This is a genomic window from Heyndrickxia sp. FSL W8-0496 (genome assembly GCF_038007825.1).
Classification (GTDB): Bacteria; Bacillota; Bacilli; order Bacillales; family Bacillaceae_C; genus Heyndrickxia; species Heyndrickxia oleronia.
Genome location: NZ_JBBOXX010000001.1, coordinates 3,884,380 through 3,908,812, shown reverse-complemented (window position 1 = coordinate 3,908,812; position 24,433 = coordinate 3,884,380). Strand labels below are relative to the sequence as shown.

The 24,433-nt window shown below is 35.2% G+C and carries 28 protein-coding genes; 22 read left to right on the top strand and 6 right to left on the bottom strand.

Going from position 1 to position 24,433, the window contains the following annotated elements:
• Positions 1–272 precede the first annotated feature (272 nt).
• From NST63_RS19815 to NST63_RS19725, 19 genes are all read left to right on the top strand, one after another.
• Complete coding sequence (locus NST63_RS19815) at positions 273–329, top strand: hypothetical protein (protein ID WP_235813276.1); 57 nt, start codon at positions 273–275, stop codon at positions 327–329.
• Between the two features lie 928 nt (positions 330–1,257).
• The gene (locus NST63_RS19810; protein WP_341043495.1) at positions 1,258–1,731 is read left to right on the top strand and encodes a MerR family transcriptional regulator; all 474 of its coding nucleotides are present in this window, start codon (positions 1,258–1,260) and stop codon (positions 1,729–1,731) included.
• 34 nt (positions 1,732–1,765) lie between these two features.
• On the top strand, positions 1,766–2,140 hold the full coding sequence (locus NST63_RS19805) for a hypothetical protein (RefSeq protein WP_445663898.1): 375 nt from the start codon (positions 1,766–1,768) through the stop codon (positions 2,138–2,140).
• Between the two features lie 278 nt (positions 2,141–2,418).
• Entirely contained in the window at positions 2,419–2,598 is a 180-nt protein-coding gene (locus NST63_RS19800; RefSeq protein ID WP_071976767.1) for a hypothetical protein, read from the top strand.
• A gap of 547 nt (positions 2,599–3,145) precedes the next feature.
• Positions 3,146–3,625 carry a GyrI-like domain-containing protein gene (locus NST63_RS19795; protein WP_078109766.1) on the top strand — a complete coding sequence of 160 codons (480 nt, stop codon included), beginning with the start codon at positions 3,146–3,148 and terminating at the stop codon, positions 3,623–3,625.
• A 21-nt stretch (positions 3,626–3,646) separates the two neighbouring features.
• Entirely contained in the window at positions 3,647–4,111 is a 465-nt protein-coding gene (locus NST63_RS19790; protein ID WP_058003341.1) for a hypothetical protein, read from the top strand.
• 299 nt (positions 4,112–4,410) lie between these two features.
• Entirely contained in the window at positions 4,411–4,884 is a 474-nt protein-coding gene (locus NST63_RS19785; RefSeq protein WP_341043493.1) for a DoxX family protein, read from the top strand.
• 691 nt (positions 4,885–5,575) lie between these two features.
• On the top strand, positions 5,576–6,493 hold the full coding sequence (locus NST63_RS19780) for a VanZ family protein (RefSeq protein ID WP_341043492.1): 918 nt from the start codon (positions 5,576–5,578) through the stop codon (positions 6,491–6,493).
• 737 nt (positions 6,494–7,230) lie between these two features.
• Positions 7,231–7,890 carry a PAS domain-containing protein gene (locus NST63_RS19775; RefSeq protein WP_058003342.1) on the top strand — a complete coding sequence of 220 codons (660 nt, stop codon included), beginning with the start codon at positions 7,231–7,233 and terminating at the stop codon, positions 7,888–7,890.
• Positions 7,891–7,922: 32 nt separating this feature from the next.
• A complete protein-coding gene (locus NST63_RS19770) occupies positions 7,923–8,297 on the top strand; it encodes a RidA family protein (protein WP_341043491.1) in 375 nt (124 codons plus the stop codon).
• A gap of 145 nt (positions 8,298–8,442) precedes the next feature.
• Positions 8,443–9,201: an SDR family NAD(P)-dependent oxidoreductase gene (locus NST63_RS19765; protein WP_180213480.1), complete on the top strand. Its 759-nt coding sequence runs from the start codon at positions 8,443–8,445 to the stop codon at positions 9,199–9,201.
• Between the two features lie 143 nt (positions 9,202–9,344).
• Positions 9,345–10,817 carry a cytosine permease gene (locus tag NST63_RS19760; protein ID WP_058003345.1) on the top strand — a complete coding sequence of 491 codons (1,473 nt, stop codon included), beginning with the start codon at positions 9,345–9,347 and terminating at the stop codon, positions 10,815–10,817.
• On the top strand, positions 10,807–12,036 hold the full coding sequence (locus NST63_RS19755; RefSeq protein ID WP_341043490.1) for a M20 family metallo-hydrolase: 1,230 nt from the start codon (positions 10,807–10,809) through the stop codon (positions 12,034–12,036). The genes NST63_RS19760 and NST63_RS19755 overlap by 11 nt, the downstream gene beginning before the upstream one ends.
• A 13-nt stretch (positions 12,037–12,049) precedes the next feature.
• Positions 12,050–13,423, top strand: a complete 1,374-nt coding sequence (hydA, locus tag NST63_RS19750) for a dihydropyrimidinase (protein ID WP_341043489.1) — start codon at positions 12,050–12,052, stop codon at positions 13,421–13,423.
• 33 nt (positions 13,424–13,456) lie between these two features.
• Positions 13,457–14,353: an NAD-dependent epimerase/dehydratase family protein gene (locus NST63_RS19745; protein WP_180213475.1), complete on the top strand. Its 897-nt coding sequence runs from the start codon at positions 13,457–13,459 to the stop codon at positions 14,351–14,353.
• A 111-nt stretch (positions 14,354–14,464) separates the two neighbouring features.
• A complete protein-coding gene (locus tag NST63_RS19740) occupies positions 14,465–15,409 on the top strand; it encodes a PfkB family carbohydrate kinase (RefSeq protein WP_058003349.1) in 945 nt (314 codons plus the stop codon).
• Positions 15,410–15,425: 16 nt separating this feature from the next.
• Positions 15,426–16,079 (top strand): bifunctional 4-hydroxy-2-oxoglutarate aldolase/2-dehydro-3-deoxy-phosphogluconate aldolase, encoded by a 654-nt coding sequence (locus tag NST63_RS19735; RefSeq protein WP_341043488.1) that lies wholly within the window; start codon positions 15,426–15,428, stop codon positions 16,077–16,079.
• Between the two features lie 352 nt (positions 16,080–16,431).
• Entirely contained in the window at positions 16,432–17,445 is a 1,014-nt protein-coding gene (locus NST63_RS19730) for a serine hydrolase domain-containing protein (RefSeq protein ID WP_341043487.1), read from the top strand.
• A gap of 45 nt (positions 17,446–17,490) precedes the next feature.
• Entirely contained in the window at positions 17,491–17,682 is a 192-nt protein-coding gene (locus tag NST63_RS19725; RefSeq protein ID WP_341043486.1) for a DUF4177 domain-containing protein, read from the top strand.
• Positions 17,683–17,762: 80 nt separating this feature from the next.
• On the opposite strand, the gene NST63_RS19720 is transcribed toward NST63_RS19725, so the two are convergent.
• The 3 genes from NST63_RS19720 to NST63_RS19710 all read right to left on the bottom strand — a co-directional run bounded on the left by NST63_RS19720 (position 17,763) and on the right by NST63_RS19710 (position 19,745).
• Positions 17,763–17,972 (bottom strand): helix-turn-helix transcriptional regulator, encoded by a 210-nt coding sequence (locus NST63_RS19720; protein WP_058003352.1) that lies wholly within the window; start codon positions 17,970–17,972, stop codon positions 17,763–17,765.
• A gap of 4 nt (positions 17,973–17,976) precedes the next feature.
• Positions 17,977–18,294, bottom strand: coding sequence for a DUF6442 family protein (locus tag NST63_RS19715; RefSeq protein ID WP_341043485.1), 318 nt, complete (start codon positions 18,292–18,294; stop codon positions 17,977–17,979).
• A 263-nt stretch (positions 18,295–18,557) separates the two neighbouring features.
• The gene (locus NST63_RS19710) at positions 18,558–19,745 is read right to left on the bottom strand and encodes an MFS transporter (protein WP_341043484.1); all 1,188 of its coding nucleotides are present in this window, start codon (positions 19,743–19,745) and stop codon (positions 18,558–18,560) included.
• An 80-nt stretch (positions 19,746–19,825) separates the two neighbouring features.
• Between NST63_RS19710 and yeiL the strand changes: the two genes are divergently transcribed.
• The gene (yeiL, locus tag NST63_RS19705) at positions 19,826–20,497 is read left to right on the top strand and encodes a transcriptional regulator YeiL (protein WP_071976761.1); all 672 of its coding nucleotides are present in this window, start codon (positions 19,826–19,828) and stop codon (positions 20,495–20,497) included.
• 60 nt (positions 20,498–20,557) lie between these two features.
• Here the strand turns inward: yeiL and NST63_RS19700 are convergent, their stop codons facing one another.
• Positions 20,558–20,722, bottom strand: coding sequence for a hypothetical protein (locus NST63_RS19700; RefSeq protein WP_169792984.1), 165 nt, complete (start codon positions 20,720–20,722; stop codon positions 20,558–20,560).
• Positions 20,723–20,927: 205 nt separating this feature from the next.
• On the opposite strand from NST63_RS19700, the gene NST63_RS19695 reads away from it, so the two are divergent.
• Positions 20,928–21,869 carry an SDR family oxidoreductase gene (locus tag NST63_RS19695; RefSeq protein WP_071976793.1) on the top strand — a complete coding sequence of 314 codons (942 nt, stop codon included), beginning with the start codon at positions 20,928–20,930 and terminating at the stop codon, positions 21,867–21,869.
• Between the two features lie 111 nt (positions 21,870–21,980).
• Positions 21,981–22,166 (top strand): hypothetical protein, encoded by a 186-nt coding sequence (locus NST63_RS19690; RefSeq protein WP_341043482.1) that lies wholly within the window; start codon positions 21,981–21,983, stop codon positions 22,164–22,166.
• 179 nt (positions 22,167–22,345) lie between these two features.
• Here NST63_RS19690 and NST63_RS19685 read toward each other — a convergent pair whose 3' ends face one another.
• Positions 22,346–23,674, bottom strand: a complete 1,329-nt coding sequence (locus NST63_RS19685; protein ID WP_341043480.1) for a DUF4179 domain-containing protein — start codon at positions 23,672–23,674, stop codon at positions 22,346–22,348.
• Positions 23,667–24,194 (bottom strand): sigma-70 family RNA polymerase sigma factor, encoded by a 528-nt coding sequence (locus NST63_RS19680; protein WP_071976758.1) that lies wholly within the window; start codon positions 24,192–24,194, stop codon positions 23,667–23,669. Before NST63_RS19680 ends, NST63_RS19685 begins: the two co-directional genes overlap by 8 nt.
• Positions 24,195–24,433 lie beyond the last annotated feature (239 nt).

Sequence of the window (24,433 nt, the reverse complement as noted above, 5' to 3'; positions counted from 1 at the left end):
GGAAGATTAACGATTTGAGTGAAAATCTGAAGATGATATCATCTTCAGTTTTTTTTAGGATGGCACAACAAAGACTTTATGCAGGACAAAAACTAAATATGAGGATATTGTTAAAGAAGAGGTGGAAATACCATTGTTCGTATATGGGCTGTTAGGAAATACCATTAATGACGTGGTATAATAATTGTACAGCTATACGGCAGGGTGGCAGTGGCAATCCCCAATGAAAGGGGGTGCTGCTGTTGATTACTATAAAAGACGCACTAGAGCTTATGATTGCATTCGCTTCTTTAATCGTCGCAGTGATCATGGTTACACAAAAAAAGTAACCCACCCTCGCCTGGCAAAGTGAGATAGTGAGTTACTTTTATTTCTTACATTCTTACACGATGCCACTGCACTTCTTGCAGTATGCTGTGCGAAAGGTACTGGTTGCAGCCAGTGCCTTTTTTATTATTTTTATTTATACTTATATTATACCTATTTTTAAAAAGATTAACAATAATGACTACGAACCTTCATGGTTTTTAAATGAAATCGTATCCGGAACTTTGTGATAAAGGAAGATTAACCATTCGGATAAAAAGCTGAAGATGGAAAATTATAAAGGGAAATATAAGAATCTTTCATTTTTTTTTCAAACTCTTCTATAAATCTTGTAATAAAATACGTTATATACCACAGGTGTTTCGTGATAATAAAGTTGTTTAAAATTAAAATGTATTAGTTATGCTACAAACGGGCCATTTTGTTGCAAGGGATAGGGCTGAGACATAGTAAAATAAAACCAAAAACCAATTGTAAACACACTATCGATTTTTGGTTTTATTGTGTTTAAAGACTCATAGGCCAAGATTTAATACTCGTGGAAAGAATTATATAAGCATGACCTCCTTAGCAAGCATTTTACATGTAATTTACATAAACCTATTTCACCTTACAGATACTCGAGAAGTGTTGGAATTGGATATTTGGGATATAAGGGTTTTAAATGAAAAATATAACATTGAATATAATAAATCCAAAACAGTGTATACACTCGATTTTACCGCAATTAAAAACAAAAGTATCAGTGAGCAAGTCAAAAAGTATTTCAAGCAAGGTTATTAAGTATGGGGTACTGCAACAAACTATCTTTAGATAAATATTGTTAATCAATATTCCAATCAAAATCTCCTTAAAAATAATATTCTGATTATAAAAAATAATTAGTTAACCACTTGACATTGGAGTCAACTCAAATGTTATTCTGGATTCATGGAAAAACTTTATTCTATACAAGAGGTTTCGCAGATACTTGGGATGTCCAAAGATACACTTCGGTATTATGACCGGATTGGGATCGTCTCGCCGTTTCGGAAAGATAATCGGTACCGCAGGTATTCGAGGGATGACCTGATAGACTTGATGAATATTCAGATCATGCAGTATGCGGACTTTACTCTTGATGAAATCAAGGGGAAATTGGGTTTCCGCAAGATGGACATTATTGATTCCGCTTACTGCGAAGAGGTTGCTTCATTCCTTGAAGCTAAGAATGCAGAAATGCGCAAGAAGATTAATCATCTGGAAAAGGTCAGTGAGCTGCTCAATTTAGCAGCTGAAACGTTAAGGAATTTTAATAACGAAAGCGATCAAGGCTTGGCAGAATTCGTACGCGAACTTTACAAGGATATCCGGGGGAATGAACCGGGAATTTCTAAGGAGGGTTGTGATTATCATCAAGATTAGGAATTTTTATTTTCTAATTACAGGCGTTCTTGCAATGCTATCTGCCGTTACGCATGCATGGAACGGACATTCCTCTGTGCTACCGGCGCTCGACATGAGGGCGATGTCTATGGATACCCAGACAGTATTCACGTATGTTTGGCACATTATAACGGCGGAAAATCTGGTCTTCGGCATCGCATTTATTTGCATGTCATTCCAAAGAGGGCAATCGAAGATCCGTTTTGCCGCATGGATGATTGCGGCGATCCTGATCGTCCGACTGATGGTCATTCTTGGTGTAACGGCATTACTTGACAAATCCGCTCTTACGGATACGTTTATAGATTCGATTGCCATCGTAATCTTTGTTGCCTTGATCATACTAGGCACAACAATGAAGAAAAAACATGCCGCTGGTTATCACTAAAGTAAAAGAGATGTCCGAAAGTGGCTTTAATATGAAGTCACGATGTTGTAAAAAAGATGCGATACTTTACCCCTTTGGATAACTCATGCCTAAAGGGTGTTTTTTGTTTTGATTTCAAAAATAATAAAATGAGGAATGAACCTTGAGCGATGAAAGGAGAATACAAAAAGGAACATAAATTCCTTAAGTGAGAATAACGATGCAGGTTTGATTGAAGAAGGAGATAAGGAATAAGTATTGAAATATATTTATATAGAATGGTTATAGGGGGGAAATAATTGATTACATTTGCACCAATAATGATTTTGCTTATATATCTTTTGATTTTTGGTTTTATAGCCTATTTTTTAATCAACGTATTGCAATTCATGAGAAGGAAGAACCACAATGATGGATTACTTCTTCAAAAGATTGATGAACTCTCCAAAAAAATAGACGAACTGAAAAAGAATGAATAATTTAATAACACTTTACAGCAATCAGGCGCTTTTCTTTAACAAGAAGGCGTTTAATTGCGTGTATGACAGATTTAAGCTTTTGCTTTACATGTAAAGCTCTATCAAAGCTAAAATAATATATTGGGTACAACTTTAATGTTTTCACCTTGGGTAAACCCCCTTAATTCCATTAAAAAGAATCGCTCGTATGATATGATCAAACCAAAAATATCTGGCTAACCATATAATCGAACGGGGCAGTAGCCCAATAAGAAATAGAATAAAAGAATTTAAAAATTCCTACCCTCACTTTTTCTAATAAAGAGTGAGGAATTTTCTTTTCAAAATACTCTTCAACACCCTGAAAATAAGTTCTGAACACTACAAAAATGGCAACCTACAGAAGATTTAGCTTATTCTATACCTCACTATGAAATCATCCATTTCAATTTTTTTTACCGTTCCTCTAAACAGTATCATTTTTTGACATGATTAGAAGTTATTCTATAACCATCAAGTGATGGAGAAAAGTCATTTGAAAAATTTAAAAAAGAGGATGGTTTTGAAGATGACAAATTATACGCTAGAAGAAAAAGAAAGCTTTACCGTTACGGGTTTTGGAACAGAGCTTAAGAGCGATTATACAGACTTTGCTGGTATTAATAAGGAAAAATCAGACTTTTGGCAGACTGTCAGTCAAGATGGAACGCTTGACACTTTAAAAGCAGTAGCCACCAATGATTACATTTTTGCGGTGAACGAAGCAGTGAACAATAAGATGATGTATTATGCTGGCGTCATGACAGAGGATTCGGTTCCAGAAGCTTCAAGAGTGATCCAATTTCCTAAGGGGGAATACCTAGTTGTAAAAGGGGAGGGAAGGACAGCTGAAGAATTGAATAATATGCTTGTTGGCATTGCCTTTGGTCAGGTCTTGCCGGAAGCAAAGAACTTTGCCTATGTTGGTGGGCCAAATGCAACGGTTGAGATGGGGCAGCAAAACGGTTTAGTTATTGGAGAAATGTGGATTCCTGTTGTTAGGAAATAAAAGATAAAAGGAGAGATGGAAATGTCTTATACCGTTGATTTTAAAAATGTGTCTACCGTTGGTTTAGAGTCTTCACCTGTCGCAGAAACGCTTGCTGGTTTACGTGCGAATGAAGCCCGTTACTTTATGAACAAATATAAGCATGAATTTACGGTTGTACCAGGAAGTGAAAGCCAGGAGACCCTTGATTATGTGAACCGAATTTTGAAAGAAGAACGTGATATTGAGTTTGCGGCTAAACCATTAGAAACATCGCGTTTTCAAGTAGAAAATATCCAATTTACTTACGTCATTTATGAGGATGGTCTTGTCCTAAATATCATGTACACGGTAAATGATCCTAAGAAGCGGGCCGTTGGTTTTAAGCTTTCTGAGGGGATGGAGGTACCAAAGGAGTTAGAAGGGAAATTTAAGTTTGCTAGGCAGAAGTCTAAATTAGCTGGAACAATTCGAGGTTCGTTTTTTGTGATCAAAGGAGAATATTAAGGAAGGCATCAGTCGAGTAGGAAGAATCTAGAATTTTTGTATTAAATCATCCAATATCATCATTGAACTTAGTGAAAGCTATTTTCTCTATAGGTAAAAAATTGCTTTCACTAGCTTGCAAACCCAAGGGATGCGGCTATTTTCCTTAGTTACTTCTACTCTGCTAATGGGGGGTATCCCCTTTTCTACACTATCTGAAGAGTGAATGATAACTATAGATTGATCATGTCAAATTGAAGAATAGCTTTGCAAAATAGGAAAAGACGGGTAAGAACAAATGGTATTTCATTTTAAAATCAATGATTAAAGGAAGGGATCAAAGGATGAAAACAAAAGGAAAAATGATTGCTTATTGGACAGTTACTTCACTACTTGTATTTGCTATTATGTTAAGTGGTATTGGGCAACTCATGCAATTTGGGGGGAACATCGAGTTAGTGACGAATCTTGGTTACCCATTATACATTTTGACCATTCTCGGGATATGGAAAGTACTCGGAGCCATCGCTCTCCTCATGCCTGGTTTTCCTCGGCTGAAAGAATGGGCTCACGCTGGTATCTTTTTTTTAATGACAGGTGCGGCTCTATCACATGTGTTAGCTAATGATTATGGTGATTACGGTTTTAATATTATTCTTCCTCTTTCATATGCTGCACTCAACATCGCTTCATGGCTACTGAGACCACAAAATCGAATGTTAGGAAGTTTGCCTGGAAATACTGAGAAACGTGCAAAAATGCAAGGTTTAGCATTCAAAAAAATTAATGCATAGAGAGTATTATCGATTTAAAATTGAGTGAATACGCCACTGCATGATTTGGCATCTTAAACATTGAAGGATAAATCAATATAACAGCTTGGTACTCCTATATCTCATTTCATATCGAAGTAAAGGAAATATTCATGTTAGTATAAACGGTGAAAAAATAATTTTGTGAAGATTTTCACTAAAAAATGGTGGCGTTAATTAATATGGATTAACGCCTTTTTATTGAGGGTAATAAGCGAAAGGGAAGAGCCCCAAAATAGTTGGTCTGTTGATACTTTTTGAACCGGGAACTATTAATCAGTAGAAAACTATTTTGCCATTTTTGTAGACAAGACCGGAAACTTCAATTAGCGATGTTAGCTACTCCCTCTCATCTTGTGTGGTTTTTAACAATTCAATTCTTCATTCCACTAAGCAATGAAATATTTCATCTACTTCATTCGAAGATTCCACCAAGAATCTCAAAGGCCCCTTGTACAAAAACAGCCTCCCTAAAATTCGCTTGACACTTCTTGTGTATGAACCATATAATACATACAGCGAGTGTATTAACTATATAATACACATATGAATGAACCAATACTACATCCAGAGAAGATCATTTAATAAACTTAATCAGTTTATGATTAGGTAGGACGTTCCATCGTTTTGTAAGATGTAAATCCATATATATAATCAAAGGAGAACAACAAAAATGATGAGTGCTAAATTAAGAAAACTTATCTTTGCAGGAACCATTCTATATACCATTCTAATTCTATATTTTCTTTTTCTGGCTTTTAATAGATTAGAACATGCAACCAATTATGGATATGAATTCTTGTTAATTCCTGAATATCCACCACTTACCTTTCCAAGACTATCTTTTGGATGGATATACGATTTTGGAAATATTGCTGCTTTTATTCCTTTCGGAGTTTCCATTCCCCTCTTATATCGTGTAAGTTTTAAGAAGTTCATATCTATATTTATCTTGGTTATTCTCGTCCTGGAAACTCTACAGTCCTTAACTTTTCTTGGTACCTTTGATGTAGATGATGTAATTTCTAATACATTAGGTGCAGCGATAGGGTTTTGTGCCTATAAAGTAGGATTTTCTTCAAAAGTTACTTTAAAAAAACTCATGCTTTCAATTTTATCTATAGGTGTATTTCTCATTGGAATAATGGTCATCTCTGAAACGATCAACTTTGCTTTAAAGAAAAGAGAAAGCCCCATTCAAGCATTAAATGATGTGAAAGAAATGACAGGAAATCTACCTATGATTGAAAATCTTCAAAGTTTCACTGTTGCAGGAAAAATAATCGAGCCTAAAATGAACGTGTATACCAGTAAAGGTAAAAATAGCACCAAATATATCTATATGTTGGGAAACAAAAAGGATGTAACATTGTATTCCTATTTCGGATTTTCAGATAATGACGATCACAAAGGAGAAGTGACTATAATCGCGGACGGAAACGTGAGAGCTCAATATGATGGGGAAAATTTCAAAACAGAAGTTACGCTAATCATACCATTTGAAAAGGTAAATAAGATTACGATTATCGTTTCCGGAAACGCTAAACTGTGGGATGTAGGTTTCAGTGAAATGAAGCATTGGTGGGAATAAAGGGGAAATCTACTAAAAATTATATTTTGTAATATTTTCAAACAACTATAATTGTAGAGCAATACAGATAAATATAATTAAACGGATTTAAATCATATACTCGGTTAGTCTGACGGTTTTTCTTTTATGCCTTAGCTAATAGTAATAAACTTTGTTCAGATATAAACTCTGTTTTTCAAACCAAGCCATCTAGAATTTTCAATTAGTATAGGAGCTGGAATGGGTTCTTTATTTGTAGCTATTGCTATAATACGAAAGAAAAATTTCAAAAGGAGCAAATGTATAACAGAACAATAATAGAAGCATGCTGTATTTTCAGCATGCTTCTATTTAGTCGAATTATAAATAGCATTTGATCAGGAATAATCACACGAATAGAAATAGCTCTGTTTAATAGAATTAAGGCAAACTCTTAAACTTGTTAACCACATAAAAAATCCTCCATTCACCATTTTTATAAACAACTCTTTTATCCTCTTTGAGTTTTATTGATTAATATACAGAATACTAGAACCCACTAGAGTAAAGTTGAAACAATAAATTGTTTGGTAAGAAACCCCTTTTGTTTTTTTCTTTTTTTACCCATCTTAAATGGCTAAAATTGTTTAATAAAAATGAATTATTGGATTAAATAGATTATTTATTTAATATTGAATATAAAAAAATGTTTGACATACTAAAAAATTTTTTTTAGTATGTATAATATAAATTTAGTTTTTAGATAGGAGTAGTTTTGCTTGGAGAATATAAAAGATGAACTACCTTTTTTGACATCACTAGTTAAAGGGATTTCAAATCAATTTGGGGAGTCTTGTGAGGTTGTCCTCCTTGATCTTACACAATATGAAGAATATGGAAGTGGTTTAATTGTTTATATTGAGAATGGGCATGTAACCGGAAGAAAGGTTGGGGACACAGGTACAAATTTAGGGCTGGAGGTGCTTCGAGGAACTGAAATTGACGGAGATAAACATAATTATTTAACAAAAACTAAAGATGGTAGGATGCTAAAATCAACGACGATGTACATACGAAATAATGAAAACGTTCCTATAGGTTGTATTTGTATTAACTTTGATATTTCAGACCTAATGATGTCGGAAGCTGCCATTAAAAAATTTATTAATTTGGATGGTCTAAAAACGGATGTTAATGAAGTTTTTGTTAATAACGTAAATGATGTATTAGAAGTGTTAATTCAAGAAGCACAAGATTATGTGGGAAAACCTGTTGCACATATGAGTAAAGAAGACAAAATGAAAGGCATTGAGTACTTAGACAAGAAAGGTGCATTTCTTATAAAGAAGTCAGGTGATAAGGTTTGTGAACACTATGCCATTTCCAAATATACACTCTATAACTATTTAGATACTATTCGAGGAATTGTTCAAAAGTAAATGATCACAAAAAAACAGAGGGGATGTTTATTATGAAACAAGTAATTAAAACAGATTTAGCACCGATTCCAGGGGGGCATTTTTCACAAGGTATAAAAGTGAATAACAGAGTATATGTAGCAGGACAAACACCTATTAATGCTGAGACAGGGGAAATGCCTGCTACCATTGAAGAACAGACTAGGCAAGCATTAATGAATATAAAACATGTATTAGCTGCTGCTGGAGCAAAACTAGAAGATGTAATTAAGATTAATACTTACTTAACAGATTTAAATGATTTTGATAAATACAATGAGGTTTACAAAGAGTTTTTTAAGGATCCACTACCAGTGAGGACAACTTGTGGTGTTAATTTAAAAGGTATCCCTATTGAAATAGACGCGATTGCGGAAATAGATGAATAACCAATTAATCTATTAATAATTAACAGATTAGGTCGGTAATATTCTTTCATGCGAATATAAGGGAATATTACCTCCTTAGCTTATATTTTGAAATTAGATATTCCTTTACAAAATATTAAAACCTAGATAGGGGTGGAATAGTAATATGCGATTAGAGGGGAAAGTAGCTGTAATAACTGGGGCAGGTCCAGGAAATGGTATAGGTAGGGCGATTGCACTTGCGTTCTCAAAAGAAGGAGCAAAACTCTCTCTTAATTATCTTGAGGGAAATAATAATGATAAAGCAACGTTCTATGCAGAATTAAAAGATTATGAAACTAGCGTGTGTGTTGTTGAAGGTGATATTTCTAAAGAGGATACAGCTAAAGAATTGATAGAAACAACATTAGAGAAATATGGAAGAATTGATATTCTAGTAAATAATGCAGGGATATCTACTCCAGCATTACTAAAAGATATGACTGTATCTAACTGGGACCGCATGATAGAGGTGAATTTAAGAAGTGTCTTTCTTACAACTAGATTTGCGCTGCCTTCCATGATCTCACAAAGATTTGGGAGAATAATTAATATTTCCTCCCAAGTAGCTCAAAAGGGAAGTATAGAGCATTGTCATTATGCGGCTGCAAAGGCAGGAATAATTGGCTTCACTAAATCTCTTGCAATGGAAGTTGGGGAATATGGAATTACTGCCAATTGTATTGCACCGGGTCCAATAATGACCCAATTAATGAATGAAGTTAGTGATAACTGGAGAAGTAAAAAAATGAAGGAATTGGTTATACCAAGGTTTGGTAACCCCGATGAGGTAGCCCCTACAGCAGTATTCTTAGCTTCAAGTCCTGATGGTAATCTTTATACAGGACAAACATTAGGTCCGAATTGTGGTGACGTAATGCTTTAATCGTTGAAATTCAAAAAAGTATCCTGTTTTTCTATTTTCTAATTGCTATTTTTTTTATTTATCATAGTCAGTTAATTCCTAATATTAAGTCACCTGTACTTAGCTTTTTATATATCTTTCACTTTTGAAGGGAGAAAAAGTTAATGAGGACAAATAAGAATGGTGTTTTAAAGATTAAACCAGATCCCTCTCTATATAATTCTGATTTAGCTCCATTGTCGGGTGCAAATAAAAATTGGACTTGGTGGTCATACAGTGCAATCTGGATGGGCATTGTACATAATCTAGTTGCTTGGCAAGTGTCTGCGCATTTAATGGCGGTTGGTTTGAGTTTTTGGCAAGCGTTTACATGTGTTTTATTAGCCTACGGAATAGCATTTATAGCAATCCTATTTAACAGTTATTCAGGATCAAAGTATGGGGTACCCTTTCCAGTTTTAATTAGAGCTGCTTTTGGTACAAAAGGAGCCCATCTTCCAGTATTTATTCGAGCAATCCTGGGTGTATTCTGGTTTGGTGTTCATATGTATTTGGGGAGTATGGCGGTAAATGCAATTTTGGGTGCTTCCTTCTCTTTTTGGGAAGGCTTGGGTGAGTACAGGATATTAGGAATGGGCTTGAATAATTTTATTGCCTATGTAATTACCTGGTTACTCCATGCCTATATTATTACTCATGATATTGAAAGGGTAAGAAAATTTGAGAATTGGGCTGGACCTCTAGTAATGATTGTTGGTTTAGGATTGGTTTGGTGGGCAATCGATAAAGGAAATGGTCTTGGAAACTTAGTTTCAATTCCAAGTACTGTCTCAGGAACAGAGTTTTGGATTACCTTCTTTTTAGGAATGTCTGCATTACTCGGAACAGTTGCAACTCTTATATTAAATATATCAGATTTAACAAGATTCTCGAGAAGTCAAAAAGATCATATGATCGGTCAAGGTATAGGGATGCCCTTAATGTTTATCATTTTTTCCTGTATGGCATTATTGACCACTGCAGGTACAATGATTGCTTTTGATAAACCAATTACAAATCCAATAGATGTATTAACGCAGTTCAATCATCCTTTTGTTGTAATTCTTGGAGCAGTTTCTATACTAATGTCCACACTTTCAGTTAATGTCGGAACAAACGGAGTTGCGGTTGGTTATGATTTGACTAGTTTAATGCCGAAAAAACTTAATTTCAGTAGATCAGCACTAATTGCAATTATCATTGGTGCCTTATCAGCTCCTTGGTTATGGTATGAAGAAGGAGGAGGCTTTGACCTTGTAATGGGGGCAGTTGGGGCTACGATGGGACCTGTTCTCGGAGTAATGCTTGTCGACTTCTTCTTCATTCGAGGTAAGACCTATGATTTGGATAGTTTATTTACACACAATGGTAAATATGGTGGCTGGAATAAACATGCAGTAATATCATTTGCCATTGGTGTTGTTGCAGCTTTTATCGGGTTAATTATTCCATCACTTAGTGTTTTATATAGTTTTAATTGGTTTATAGGTGTAGGAATCGCTGGAATCTCTTATCTATTACTAATGTGGTCAAAGCGCGGTTCAGATTCTAATACTGATACTAATATGGTAGAGGAGCAAATTGTAAATGATAAATAAACAAAGATTACATGAACGAATTGAGTCTCTTGCAGAAATAGGAAAAACAGCTGATGGGGGAGTTACACGTATAGCATTTACAGATGAATACAAAAAGGGATTGGATTTAATAACAGCCTGGATGCAGCAAGCTGGAATGCGAGTAAGGATGGATCAGGCAGGAAATCTGATTGGCATATTGGAAGCTCCTTCTTCAGAGCTTCCAGCAGTAGCAATCGGTTCTCATATAGACTCGGTAGGAAATGGAGGTAAATATGATGGAACAGTTGGAGTGATTGCTGGTATTGAGGTAGCGCAACATATCTATGAAGAAAATATTTCTATTAAACGTCCACTAGAAGTGATTGCCTTCTGTGAAGAAGAGGGATCCCGTTTTCAGTCTGGAGGAGTTTATGGAAGTAGAGCAATGGCTGGTAAAATAACTTCCGATGATTTAGCTGTTAAAGATAAAGAGGGGGTAACCCGATACGAAGTTATGAAGCAATTTGGTTTGGATCCAGAAAGAATTCAAGAAGCTGAAAGAGATAGCAGTGAAATTTCACTTTACTTAGAAATGCATATAGAACAGGGACCTATTTTAGCTAAAAAAGATATTCCCGTTGGAATCATTACTGGTATAACAGGGTTGTCACTTACTGAAATCGTATTTGAAGGTGAATCAAACCATGTGGGTGCAACTCCTATGGATATGCGCAATGATGCCTTATTGGGTGCTTGTGAAGCTGCGCTAGCTGTTGAGAAAATAGTTAACAAATACGGTGGAACAGCTGTAGGCACCGCAGCAACCATGGACGTTTTGCCAAGTCAGGTTAACATTATTCCAGGAATCGTATCGACTGTCGTAGATGTTCGAGATGTTGATCTTATTAGGAGAGAAAATATTTTAAAGGACTTAGAGAAAAAAGTAAAAGAAATATGTGAGAATAGAGGATTAAACTATCAATTTATTACTAAATTAAAAGCTAATCCAGCGATGTCTGCAGACCATGTATTAGAGAGAATGAGAATCGAGAGTAAACAATTAGGGATTAAGACTTTTGAAATGCCAAGTGGAGGCGGACATGATGCACAACTAATAGCAGAATTTACTGATATGGGAATGATTTTTGTTCGATCTGAAAATGGTAGTCATAATCCAAAGGAATATGCTTCTCCTGAAGATATAACAAGCGGAACTGAATTACTAGCAAACGTTGCGTTACATTATCTGAAATGTTAGTGGAGATGATTTAATGAGTACAATAGTAAAAAACGGATTTATAGTGTCACCTACGGATACTTTTAAGGCGGACATAGAAATAGAAAATGGTACTATTGTTAAAATATCTAGTAATATTATTCCTTCTGATCAAGATCATGTGATCAATGCTGAGGATCAATACGTGCTTCCAGGTGGCATTGATCCCCATTCACATTTAGCAATTTCAGGAACAGTCGATGACTTTGCAAGTGGGACAAAGGCAGCTGCATCTGGTGGTATCACTTCTATAATTAATTTTACGGACCCAAAACCCGACCAAATCTCATTTTTGGAAGATTTAAATGAATGGAAGAAAAAAGCTGAGAATTCAATCATCGATTATGGTTTTCATTCTATTATTAATAGATGTGATAATGCGGTATTAGACGAGATTTCTAGATTACCAGAAAACGGAGTAACCTCTATTAAACTGTTTATGGCGTATAGAGGGACTAACATGGTCGATGACATGCAAATGTATCACCTAATGAAAAGAGCTGCTGAAGTCGGGATGATTACAAATGTCCATGCTGAAAATGGAGATATTATTGATTTACTTATAGAAGAAGAACTAAGAAAAGGAAATACAGATCCAATCTATCATGCTTATACTCGCCCATCACAACTAGAAGCCGAAGCAACAAATAGAGCATTGTCCATTGCAGAAATTTTAAACGCTCCTATTTATATTGTCCATGTTTCAAGTAAAGAAGCATTAGAAGAGGTACACAGGGCAAAAGAGCGTGGTGTTAAAGTTTATGGGGAAACATGCCCACATTATTTAGTCCTTGATGAAGAATATTTAAAATTGAACAAGCAAGATGCAGTAAAATACATTTGTTCTCCACCTCTACGTTCTAAAAATGATCAACAAGCTTTATGGGGAGGAATCCAATCAAGCGATATATCCGTTGTCGGTTCTGATCATGCCTCCCACCCATATAAAAATGGGAAAATTCTTGGTATGGAAGACTTCACCAAGGCTCCGAATGGATTACCGGGTATAGAAGATATGTATCGGTTACTCTATCATTTTGGAGTACATGAAAAAAGAATTTCTCTTCAAAAGTTTGTTGAAGTTTCTAGTTTTAATGCAGCAAAGATATTTGGTTTATATCCTAAAAAAGGAATCATTCAAGTAGGAAGCGATGCCGATATAGTAATACTGGATCCGAACAGAACTAGTGTAATATCTAAGCAAACTCAATTTCAAAGCACCGAGTACAATGTTTATGAAGGATTTGAAATTAGAGGGAAAATTACACATGTGTTATCAAGAGGAGAAGTAATTGTAAAAGAGAATGTCGTTTTGGGGAAACCAGGGCGTGGAAAATTTCTACATCGAAATAAACATATAGGAATGTAATTGAACATCTTAAACAACTAAGGGTGGTTAAAATTGAATGTCCTAATTACTGGAAGCTCTGGATTAATCGGTAAACATTTAATCTCTCTTTTTATAGAAAAAAATATAAATGTTATTGGATATGACAGGAGTCCTTCAAATTCAAATGCATATGGATATATATTCGAACAAGGAGAATTAGAAGACTTTCCTCGTTTAGCAGCAGTGTTAAAAAAGCATAAAGTTGATTCAATCATTCATAGCGGGGGAATATCTCATCCAATCGTGGGGAGTCATTCACCGAATAAAGTCATTCAAACGAATATAGTTGGAACGAATAATGTGTATGAAGCAGCTAGACTATTTGGAATTAAAAAGATTATATATTTAAGTTCCGGTGCTGTTTATGGCAAAAATAAATCTATTTCATTACAAGAAGAAGAAAAACCCACACCTACATCTATTTATGGAGTAACTAAGATAACTGGTGAATACCTTGCCCAAACGTTCACAAAACAATTTGGATTAGAGATCACAATTTTAAGACTCCCATTTGTTTATGGACCGGGACGCAGTATGCCCGATCCTATCAATTATCTTGTTCAAAAGGCTAAGAATGGTGAAGAGATAGCCATGGAAGGAATAGAACAACAACTGGAGTTTATATATGTTAAAGATGCGGTAAGAGCTATTTGGTTAGCATTAAACTCTGAAAATATTGGAGGGGAGATTTTTAACATAGGGAGTGGGCAGTTAACCTCTATAAGAGAAATAATTACAATTGTTCAAGAGATATTTCCTCATGTGACGATTGAACAAATAGATGCACAAATGGAATATGATGAGATGGGGCCACTTGATTGCTCTAAAGCAAAGAGATTGCTAGGTTTTGAACCCATTTATACTTTAAAAAATGGCATACTCGAATATGCAAATTGGGATGATGCGTAAATCATAGTCATAATCATTACTTCACTTAGGGGCTCTTTCAACTTTAGTTGGGAGTCCTTCATTTTTCCTCGTGGTTGTATTCGTTAACAATGATTGAAAGGAGTCTATGAAATGGATGTTATAACAATAGGTGAAAGTATGGTTTTATTTACACCTAAAGAAGAAGGTCCCCTTCGTTATGTGAGTGAATTTAAAAAGACAATGGGTGGAGCAGAGTCTAATGTTGCTATAGCATTAGCTAGACTTGGTCATTCAGTTGGTTGGGTCAGCAAATTAGGTGATGATGAATTTGGATTATTTATTAGAAATTTTATCCGTGGGGAAGGGGTAGACACTTCCCAGGTTATATTTGATGATCACTTGCCTACGGCGGTTTTTTTTAAAGAAAAGAGGTCTCAGTTAGATCCAAATATTTATTACTATCGGAAAGGATCAGCTTTTAGTTCTATTCAATTTGAAGATTTGGACACAGGTTATTTATCACAGGCAAAGTTTATACATCTGACTGGGATTACTCCAGCTTTAAGTCATTCATCGAAAGAAACATTGTTAAGAGTTGTGGAATTTGCACACTCAAATGAACAAACACTAGTTTTTGACCCTAATATACGTTTAAAGCTTTGGACTTCTAATGAAGCAAAAGAAACGTTATTGGAAATTTCGAAAAACTGCCATATTGTTATGCCGGGTATAGAGGAAGGAGTATTAATGACTGGTGAAACATCACCAGAAAATATCGCTAAATCCTTACTTAATAATAAAACAAAAGTAGTTATTGTAAAACTGGGCGAAAAGGGGGCATATTTTGCTACTCAAGAAGAAAATGCCTATGTCCCTGCATATAGGGTAGATCATATTGTTGATACTGCTGGTGCAGGAGATGGATTTGCAGCGGGGGTTTTATCAGGTCTGATAAGAGGTTGGGATTATTATCAGTCGGTAAGATTTGGGAATAAAATCGGCAGTTTTGCTTTAGGTGTTCTGGGTGATATGGAAGGTTATCCTTATTGGAATCAAGTGAGTTCTGAGAATAAAAAAAGTCAAATATTACGTTAAAAGGAGTTGCTTAAACATGTTACCTAAAGTGAAGCTGTTAGCTCAACTAGTTGAAAGTGGTGTTGTTGCAGTAATTCGAAAAGTTCCAGAGGACAAAATTGAATCGTTAGTTAGCAGTTTAATAAATGGTGGAATTAACGCTTTAGAAATTACCGTAGATTCACCTAATGGATTTACTATCATTAAAAATCTTACCTCTAAATTTAATCATCAAGCAATAATTGGAGCGGGTACTGTCTTGGATAGTTCTTCCGCCAAATTGGCTATTAATAATGGAGCAGATTTTATAGTGAGTCCCTGTTTAAATATCGAGGTAATAAGAACCACATTGAGATATGGAAAAATCTCAATTCCCGGAATAATGACGCCAACAGAGGCATTAACAGCAATAGAAAATGGAGCAGATATAGTTAAAGTATTTCCAGCCGATTCTGTAGGTCTAGGATTTATTAAAAATTTAAAAGGTCCTTTATCACAGATACCTATAATGACCACAGGTGGAATTGATTTGAATAATGTCTCCAATTATATAGAAGAGGGAGCAGTGGCTGTAGGAATAGGTGGAAATTTAATAAATAAACAACTAATATCAAATGGAGATTTTCAAGAGATTGAAGAGATTGCAAGAAAGTATGTAAATGTCGTAGCACTAGCGCGTGGGGGAAAATAATCTATTAGAGAGGGATATAGGGAGTTTGTTTACAATAGGAAGTAAAAGAAAAGTCCTCCGAAATGAGGGTTTTTCTTATTGGAAATTAGAAAAGAATAGATTATTGATTAATCAATTTAATACACCTCACCGTTTTGCCATTTGCTTGATAAGAGCTATAATGTGTTCCCTAATAATGAATTTCCCAATGGGACATGGTGGGACACTGTACCTGACCCCGTGTCCCACCTGTGTGAAACCTAAAGCATCTGTTAAACGTATTATCAATAATACATAGTTCTATGTGGATTCAATCATAGATGTTTTGCTAGTTTCCTTGAAACACAGTAAAGAGTAGAAAGTAGGGGGATCAATGATCATTAATAAGGCAGTAAATAATCAATTTTATTCGGTTATTTCACATGTGAAAAATACTTCTACGATGTTAGATTGTTCAGGTTCAAGTGTGATGATCATTCATCAGGATCAGATTGTGGCGGAGGAATATTGGGGGAGTCATTCTACAACACGTCATGCACGTCCGATTCAAGAGGATTCACAATTTCATGTGGCATCTGTGCGGAAAAGTTATATTGGTTTTGCTGTAGCCTATGCTGTCCAGAATGGGTATATTAAATCGATTGATGATGCGGTAACTACCTATTTAAAAGACATCAATCATGAACTTTTAGGAGAAACAACAATTCGACATTTACTCACCCACACACATGGTTTGACGACGAATGATGGGAAAATCCTAAGAGAATTTGCTCCGGGACAAAGCTGGGCCTATCGCGATATTAATATTGATTTTCTAACACAAATTGTAAAAATTACATCGGGGAAAACGGTCGCTCAGATCTTAGATGAGCAGGTATTTACCCCATTAGGCTTTAAGGAAACGGGATGGTATGACGAACCGAAGGAGCAGTTAGTGGAGGTCATGAGACAAGCAAATGATAAATTTTGGTCGACAAGTAAGGGAACGGATGGAGATCAAAAGAATATGTATGTCTCCACGAGAGAGCTTGCTTATTGGGGATATGTACATTTGAAACAAGGGTTCATTAATGGAAAACAAGTCGTACCAGCGGATATTCTAAAGCTTGCTACTACGCTCCAAAGTCCAATATTACTCGATAAGGATCTTCCTCAAAACGGATTTTTATGGTTTGTGAAGGATTTGCCTGCTGCGAAAACAGAAATTGGCCTTCTTGTACCAAAGGACTCTTATCAAATATTAGGTTATACGAATGTAGCATTATTAGTCATTCCAGAACATGATGTAGTGGCCGTTCGAATGTTTAATCGTTTCGGTTCAACACCGACCTATGATTATTTATCTGACATTCGAGCATTTGGCGATACGGTGATGGGCTGTTTATAGAAGCTTCAAATAATATGAGATTACAAGTGAGGTACGGTTAATACGATGAATACATATGAATATAAAACGATTAAAATTGAGAGTAAAGGATTTTTCAAAACGACCATGGAAAATGATCAATTATTGAATGAATATGGTGCAGAAGGATGGAAAATCGTTTCATCGTTTGCGGAGCAAATTAATGGTATTACCAGTGCTGTCTATTATACATTCATGAGAGAAAAAGAGGCCAATTAAGTCGGGTTCTTTTTTGCGGTATAAAAAAATCATATAAAAGGAGAGTTATTCACGTAAAATAACTCTCCTTTTTGTATATCCTAATCAAAATAAAACAAATCCTCGAATTTCTTATCCAGTGCAATACATAGGATTAATGCCAACTTTGCTGTAGGACTGAATTGACCAGTTTCGATGGCACTAATCGTTTGCCGAGAAACACCGACCAGTTTAGCTAAATCTCCTTGGGATAGGCTTTTTTCTGCTCTGGCAACTTTTAATCTATTCTTTAATATTAACTTTTCATCCATTCGTTTAAATCACACCAATCACATAGGCTGTGGCGAATCCAATTGTTGCGACTGCTCCCACAATCGCATTAATAAGGAAGAATTTTTTATTTGGTATTCTTTTATATTTATAAAATGATATGACTGTAAGATTGGCTGTCAAAATAGAAAGCATATCTGTTATGGGTTGATTCATAAACATTTTGAAGAAGAGATAGATAAATACTACTACAAGTATCCCTATCATTCCTTGATAAGCAGAATCATCATCTATTTTCCGTTCTCTCTCGTCCATATTTTCATTTTCAAGTCGGCTTTTCATTAAAATTTCCTCTTTTTTCAATTATAGCAACTCCTTTCCTTATATAAGGAGAATATCATATACATTTCCATATGTAAAGAAAACTTGTCATTTTATATATAAAACTTTACACGATTTCTATAAAACTTGTCGATTATAATAAGAAAAACCGAATGTAAAAGAATTACATTCGGTTTTTATCTGTTATCTATTATTAAATGCGTAATAATTCTATTTCCGCATTTTCAAACGAACCATCTCTACGACAATCGATCTTCCTATTTTGCTGAAGTGTTTGTTTTCCCTTATGAAGGCAAATCTGTATTCATTTCCTGCAGTTGTTGTTTTTGATTCAATTTCCGATAAATAAGCGCAAGCATCATTGCTGGAACGGTACAAACAATCATCCCGATAAAGGCGTATCTTGGCTCGATTTCATATAAATAGCCACCGAAGATCGTAAATACGGCAGTACTCCAGCTTAGAGCAAGAGCGGAATAAATCCCTTGTGCCTTCGGAATCTGTTCATGTGGAATATTCTTGATTAAGTATTTCATAAATGCATAATGACCCATCGCAAATGAGCAGGCATGCAATGTTTGCGCAAGACAGAAGACAATCACATTTGGAAAGGCAAATAGTAATATCCAGCGGATGGTTGAACCGAGTGCAGCCAAGGCCAGTAAGGAGCCCACTGAAAACTTATGAAAAGCTTTATCTGCTCTTGAAAAGAAAATAATTTCTGCGATAACCGCGATATTAATAATGACACCAATTAAATATTTTGGTGCATGAAGTTCCTGTAAATAAATATAGCCATAATTATAATAAGATGCATGGGCAGCTTGTAATAAAATAACGACTAAAAGTACTAAAGCAAAATGTTTAATCGTAAATAATTTCAGCATGCCACCTTGTTTCGTTTTGTCCACTTTTGGTTTTTCTGTTAGCACGTCAGGTGCACGCAATAAGCTGAGATATACTAACACCATTGTTCCAAGTAACATCATCCATAAAATCACTTGATCCCCAAGTGCCCCAGTAAAGACAGTTAAAATCAAGCCTGCTATGACAAAACCAATCGATCCCCAAGAACGACTCTTTCCATAATGTTTCAATTGATTATGTTGAACAAGAATCCCTGCTGCACTATCTAATGCAGGCATCAGTGCAGGGTAACAAAAATGGAAGAGTAGGGTGATCACTAGTAAACTTGTAAAGGAATTGGCTGGTATATAACATAGAATTGAAATCAATGTTGCAATCCCCATTCCATTTAATAAGGTTTTACTACTAAATTTCCCTGATAAATAAGGAAATGCTAGTAGAGTAGAAAGGCCTCTTGCTAACAGTCCCAGGCTCATAATCAAGCTGGCTTGTGATACTGTCATCCCTTTGGCATTAATCAACCAACCTGTCCAGTAAGGTAGAAAAATCCCCCATGTCATAAAGAAAGTAAAAAACTGTCGACTCATCCAGCGTTGTATATTCATTCTCTTTCCCTCCGTTGATTGCATGATATCATGAAGAACCGTACAATAATGTGAGAAATCTCATATTTTAGAGGTGGATCATGGAAATTTATAAACAGGAAAAAAGACAGCATTATATTGAAACCTATTCGATTGCCCATCTATTTTCTTTTCCCATTGCTGAATATATACAAGTCCATGAATATAAGCGTGGCGAATGGATTATTAAAGAAGGAACACGTCCTGATTATTTATTTTATGTCATTGAGGGAAAAGCAAAAATTTATGTAACCCATCAAAATGGCAAGACTTCCTTACTTAATTTTATCAATGTCCATGATTTTATTGGGGAAATGGAGCTTTTAAATGAGGTGTACTATTCAAAAGGAATTCAAACCTCTACAACTACCATTTGCTTTGCCATTCCTTTTCAAAGCTGTCGCACAAAGCTATTAGAAGATGTGACTTTTCTTCGCGAACTTTCTATGTTTTTAAGTGCAAAGGCAACCCGAATCGCGGCAAAGTATTCACATAGCCTCGCTTTTCCATTGGAAAATCGGCTGGCAGATTTCATTTTGCAAACGGCAGATCATGATGTATATAAGGAAAAGCATGTGACTGTATGTGATTTTTTAGGCGTATCCTATCGCCATTTATTGTATGTTTTTGCACAATTTTGTGAGAAAGGATTTTTAAAAAAGGAAGGAACGAGCTACCGGATAAAACGGCAGGATGAACTAAGTAGACTTGCTGAAATGCTAAAAAATGAGTAGAAATAGGATAAAAAATAGCCTAGGTCACATGAATAGGACATAGGCGAAAGTGAAGAGGGATTAAATAATCGTATAATATGGTTCATAGCGCGGGTTTGTATAATAAGGTGGTCTATTGCCAATCATCGGCAGTAACCATGAGTGATCCATATAGTGCATTGTGACTTTCTCATTCGATTGATTGATTAAAAGATCCTTTACTTGCATATGAAATTCAAATTGCAATGGTTTCGCCTCCTTTTTTTATACGTATGATTTTTAGAATGGTTTTGAGCAAGTCTTTTCTCGAGGTACTAGACATGCACATGTATATTAGCCTATTCATACTGTATCGAAGAAGAAATTCATGTAGGAGGTTGTCAATTTGAATCAGGAAGAAAAGCCAAATGAGGAGAGAAATCAACAGGAAATTGATGGAAAACTCGCAGAAATGAGAGCATTACAGCAATGGTTTAAAGAGAATCAAATTACTCATCCATACCCCTTGTATCCGAATTATGGGAAAATCACTCGCTATGAAGAGGTACCATTGAGTAATCCTGAACAACGTCAGCTTCGTCAGCCTGGTCTCGAGGATCTTATGGTGCCAAAACCAATTATTGAGAATCCTAATTACAAAGGCAGCGGTAAATTGAAGGGGAAGGTAGCTCTAATTACTGGAGGGGATAGTGGAATCGGAGCGGCAGCAGCCATCGCCTTTGCAAAAGAAGGGGCAAACGTCGCTATTGCATACTTAGAAGAACATGAGGATGCGAATCGAACACGAGCAAGAATTGAACAATTAGGTCAGCAATGTTTACTTTTACCAGGAGATGTGAAAGAAAAAGCGCATTGTGTAGAAATCGTCGAGAAAACAGTTCAGACCTTTGGCGGGCTCGATATTCTTTGTAATAATGTTGGGATTCAATTTCAACAAAATCATTTATTGGATATTACAGATGAACAGTTTGATGAGACCTTTAAAGTAAATTTCTACTCGCATTTTTATACAACTAAAGCTGCTCTGCCACATCTTAAGCCTGGAAGTTCAATTATTGGTACAACTTCTGTCGTCACTTATGCTGGCGAACCACTTTTAATCGATTATTCCGCGACAAAAGGAGCAATTGTCGGCTGGACACGATCCCTTGCGAAAAGTCTTGCTGATCAAGGAATACGGGTCAACGCGGTTGCGCCGGGGAGAATTTGGACACCTCTAATTCCTGCAAGCTTCTCATCGGATATGAACGCTTTACACGGGAATAATCTGTTCAAACGGATCGGTCAGCCATTCGAATTAGCTCCAACCTATGTATATCTTGCCTCAGATGACTCACGTTTGGTGACGGGGCAGGTGCTGCATGTTGATGGTGGGGAATCGACTCATTCATAAATAGGATGTTAAAATTATTGGAATTTTGTTATAATTAATTGGAAAAGAACTGTAGAAAAAGTCCTTTTTGAAGGGCTTATTTTTTTAACTAGAATGGGAGGAGGAATAAAATTGGATTGGAAAAAATATGCTATTATTGTTCCACCGGCTGTTCTTCTAACAATTATTTTAGCCTTTAGTTTACCTCTTGGTTTGAAGCCGTACACACTTGCTATCCCTTTGATCTCTTGGGGAATTTATTATACTTGGATTCACATGGAGAAGCAGAGAAAAAGTGAGGATACTGGAGGTAAATAAAATAGATAATATATTTTTTTAAAAGCATATCATGTACTTTTTTAAGTCTCATTCTTTATTCACTCGAGACTTATTTTTATGTGTTTTTGTTTACAGAATTTCCATCACCTTTGTCCTAATTTCTTTTTATAATGGAAGAACGCTGATCCAAAAGTAGATGGAATCAGCGTTTTTAGCTCCTATTCTAAAGGTATCTTGATCTCTTGTTCTTTTAATACTTTTAGTTTAGGAGGGATACGTGTTACTATGGTCAATGGTTCATTTTTATCTATTGCATTAAACTCTTGTACATACTTATTTTGCTTGATTCGTTCTGGGTATCCTTTCTTTTCACTTGTTAAGTTAGTCCCTGCTTTATCTTCCAACCATAAACCGTTGTTTTGGAAATGGCCGTCATACGGAAAATCACTTACTACTTCGAAGAATAATAATGTTTTATCATCAGAGTATTTTACATCTGTAATTATAATTTTGCCCATTTCACCCTGATCCAGTGTTATTGGTAAATGATCTAGATGTAAGGATTCTTTAATCCATTCCGGTTCTTTATTTGTAATTGGAAAAAGATAGGGACTAATCGTTAGATATTTCGAACGCTCCTCTAAAGGTGAAAAGCGATATTCCATATGCATCACGAATTTTCCATCCTTATCATTACCTGAACCAGACGCGCTCAATTGGGTAAGTGATTCCCCTTTATCATTTAATAAATTAAATTGTAGGAGACTATTATCAATCATTTGTGGATCTTCTCCTGTGGGTATCGTCCGATCAATTGATACTTTTATTCCTGCAGGGCCAAGTTTAATCGTTTTCACCGTTATTTTTGTATATTTATATTCTTTCGTTTGATTTGATTTAATTGTTTTTACTTTTTCTTTAGATTTGGTTACTGGTATTTCAAAATTCCAATTGCCTTTTACCTCGCCAATATTGTGCAACCTCATTCCTAAATTAAATGAATCTGGTAGATCATCCATTCCTTCAATATTAATGACCCCTGCGTATTGATTACTTGATATAAATTCCCCACTTCGATTATCTGCAAAATTGACCTTTTCTCCGTTAACCTTTAATTCAAATTCTCCAAGCTCATCTCTTTTCTCAGGGAATTCTTGTATATAGCTTATTGACAAGCGTGTGCCATCAAAAAAGATATCTTTTAAGGTTATACTTATATTTTGATCTGTAACTGTCTTTTCGATTTTCTCAGATAAGCCTTTTTTGCTTGCAATGTTAAGTCCTTTATCACCTATAAATTCAAATACAGAATTTAATACAGGAATAGATGAGAGTACCTTCGCCATAGCTGGTGAGACAAAAGCAGAACTAATAAGTAAACAAATGGAAAATACAGCAATTCCAATGAAAGGGTATATTTTTTTAATTTTCTTTTTTTGCTTCTGTTGTGCTTTTTTTATAGCAGCATCAATTGTTAGATTAAGCTTATCATGAGGGACGTTAATTTCATCAATCGAGTCTTTTATATTTGGAATATGATTATTCATTAATGCATTCCTCCTTTAGCAGGACCTTCAATTGGTTGATTGCTCGATGAATATTGGTTTTCACCGTTCCTTCAGGGCATTCCAGAAATTCAGAAATTTGTTTAACTGATAGATCTTTATAGTATCTAAGAATAAGAACGGTCTTATATTTTTCATTCATCTGATGAATAGCGTGGAGTAAATCTAATTTATCAGAGGAATCTAATTTCTGAGTGGATTCAATTTTCTCTAGTGTGTCCTGCTCAATTGGGATGATTTTATTTTTATACTTGATGTAATCTAAAGCTGTATTGATTAAAATTCTTGTAATCCATGTTGGGAAATAGGAAGGTTCTTTTACTTTATTAATTGAAATATAAGCTTTATAAATTGTTTCTTGAACAATGTCCAAGGCATCATTTTCATTTTTTACATAAGTGAAAGCTATTCGATACAGTTTTTCTTTTTCTTTATGAATAAGATTTAAAAATGCTTGTTCATCGCCTTTTTGTGCCTTTTTTACTAAATTGAACTGAAACATATTCACACTCCTTTCCTTCATTCATTAGTTAGACTGACCGCTCTGTCATTTCGTTTCAAAGAAAACCGCAAAAATAAGTTATTGCCTTTGCTTTTATACTTTGCTTCTATTTATGAATGAAAAAAATATATAATTTAACAAAGGAACATAAAAAAGTTTTTGATAACTAATGAAATTTTTGCAAACGAATTATAAATGTTTTGTGAACATCATACCTTTCCATTAATTAGGTATTTACA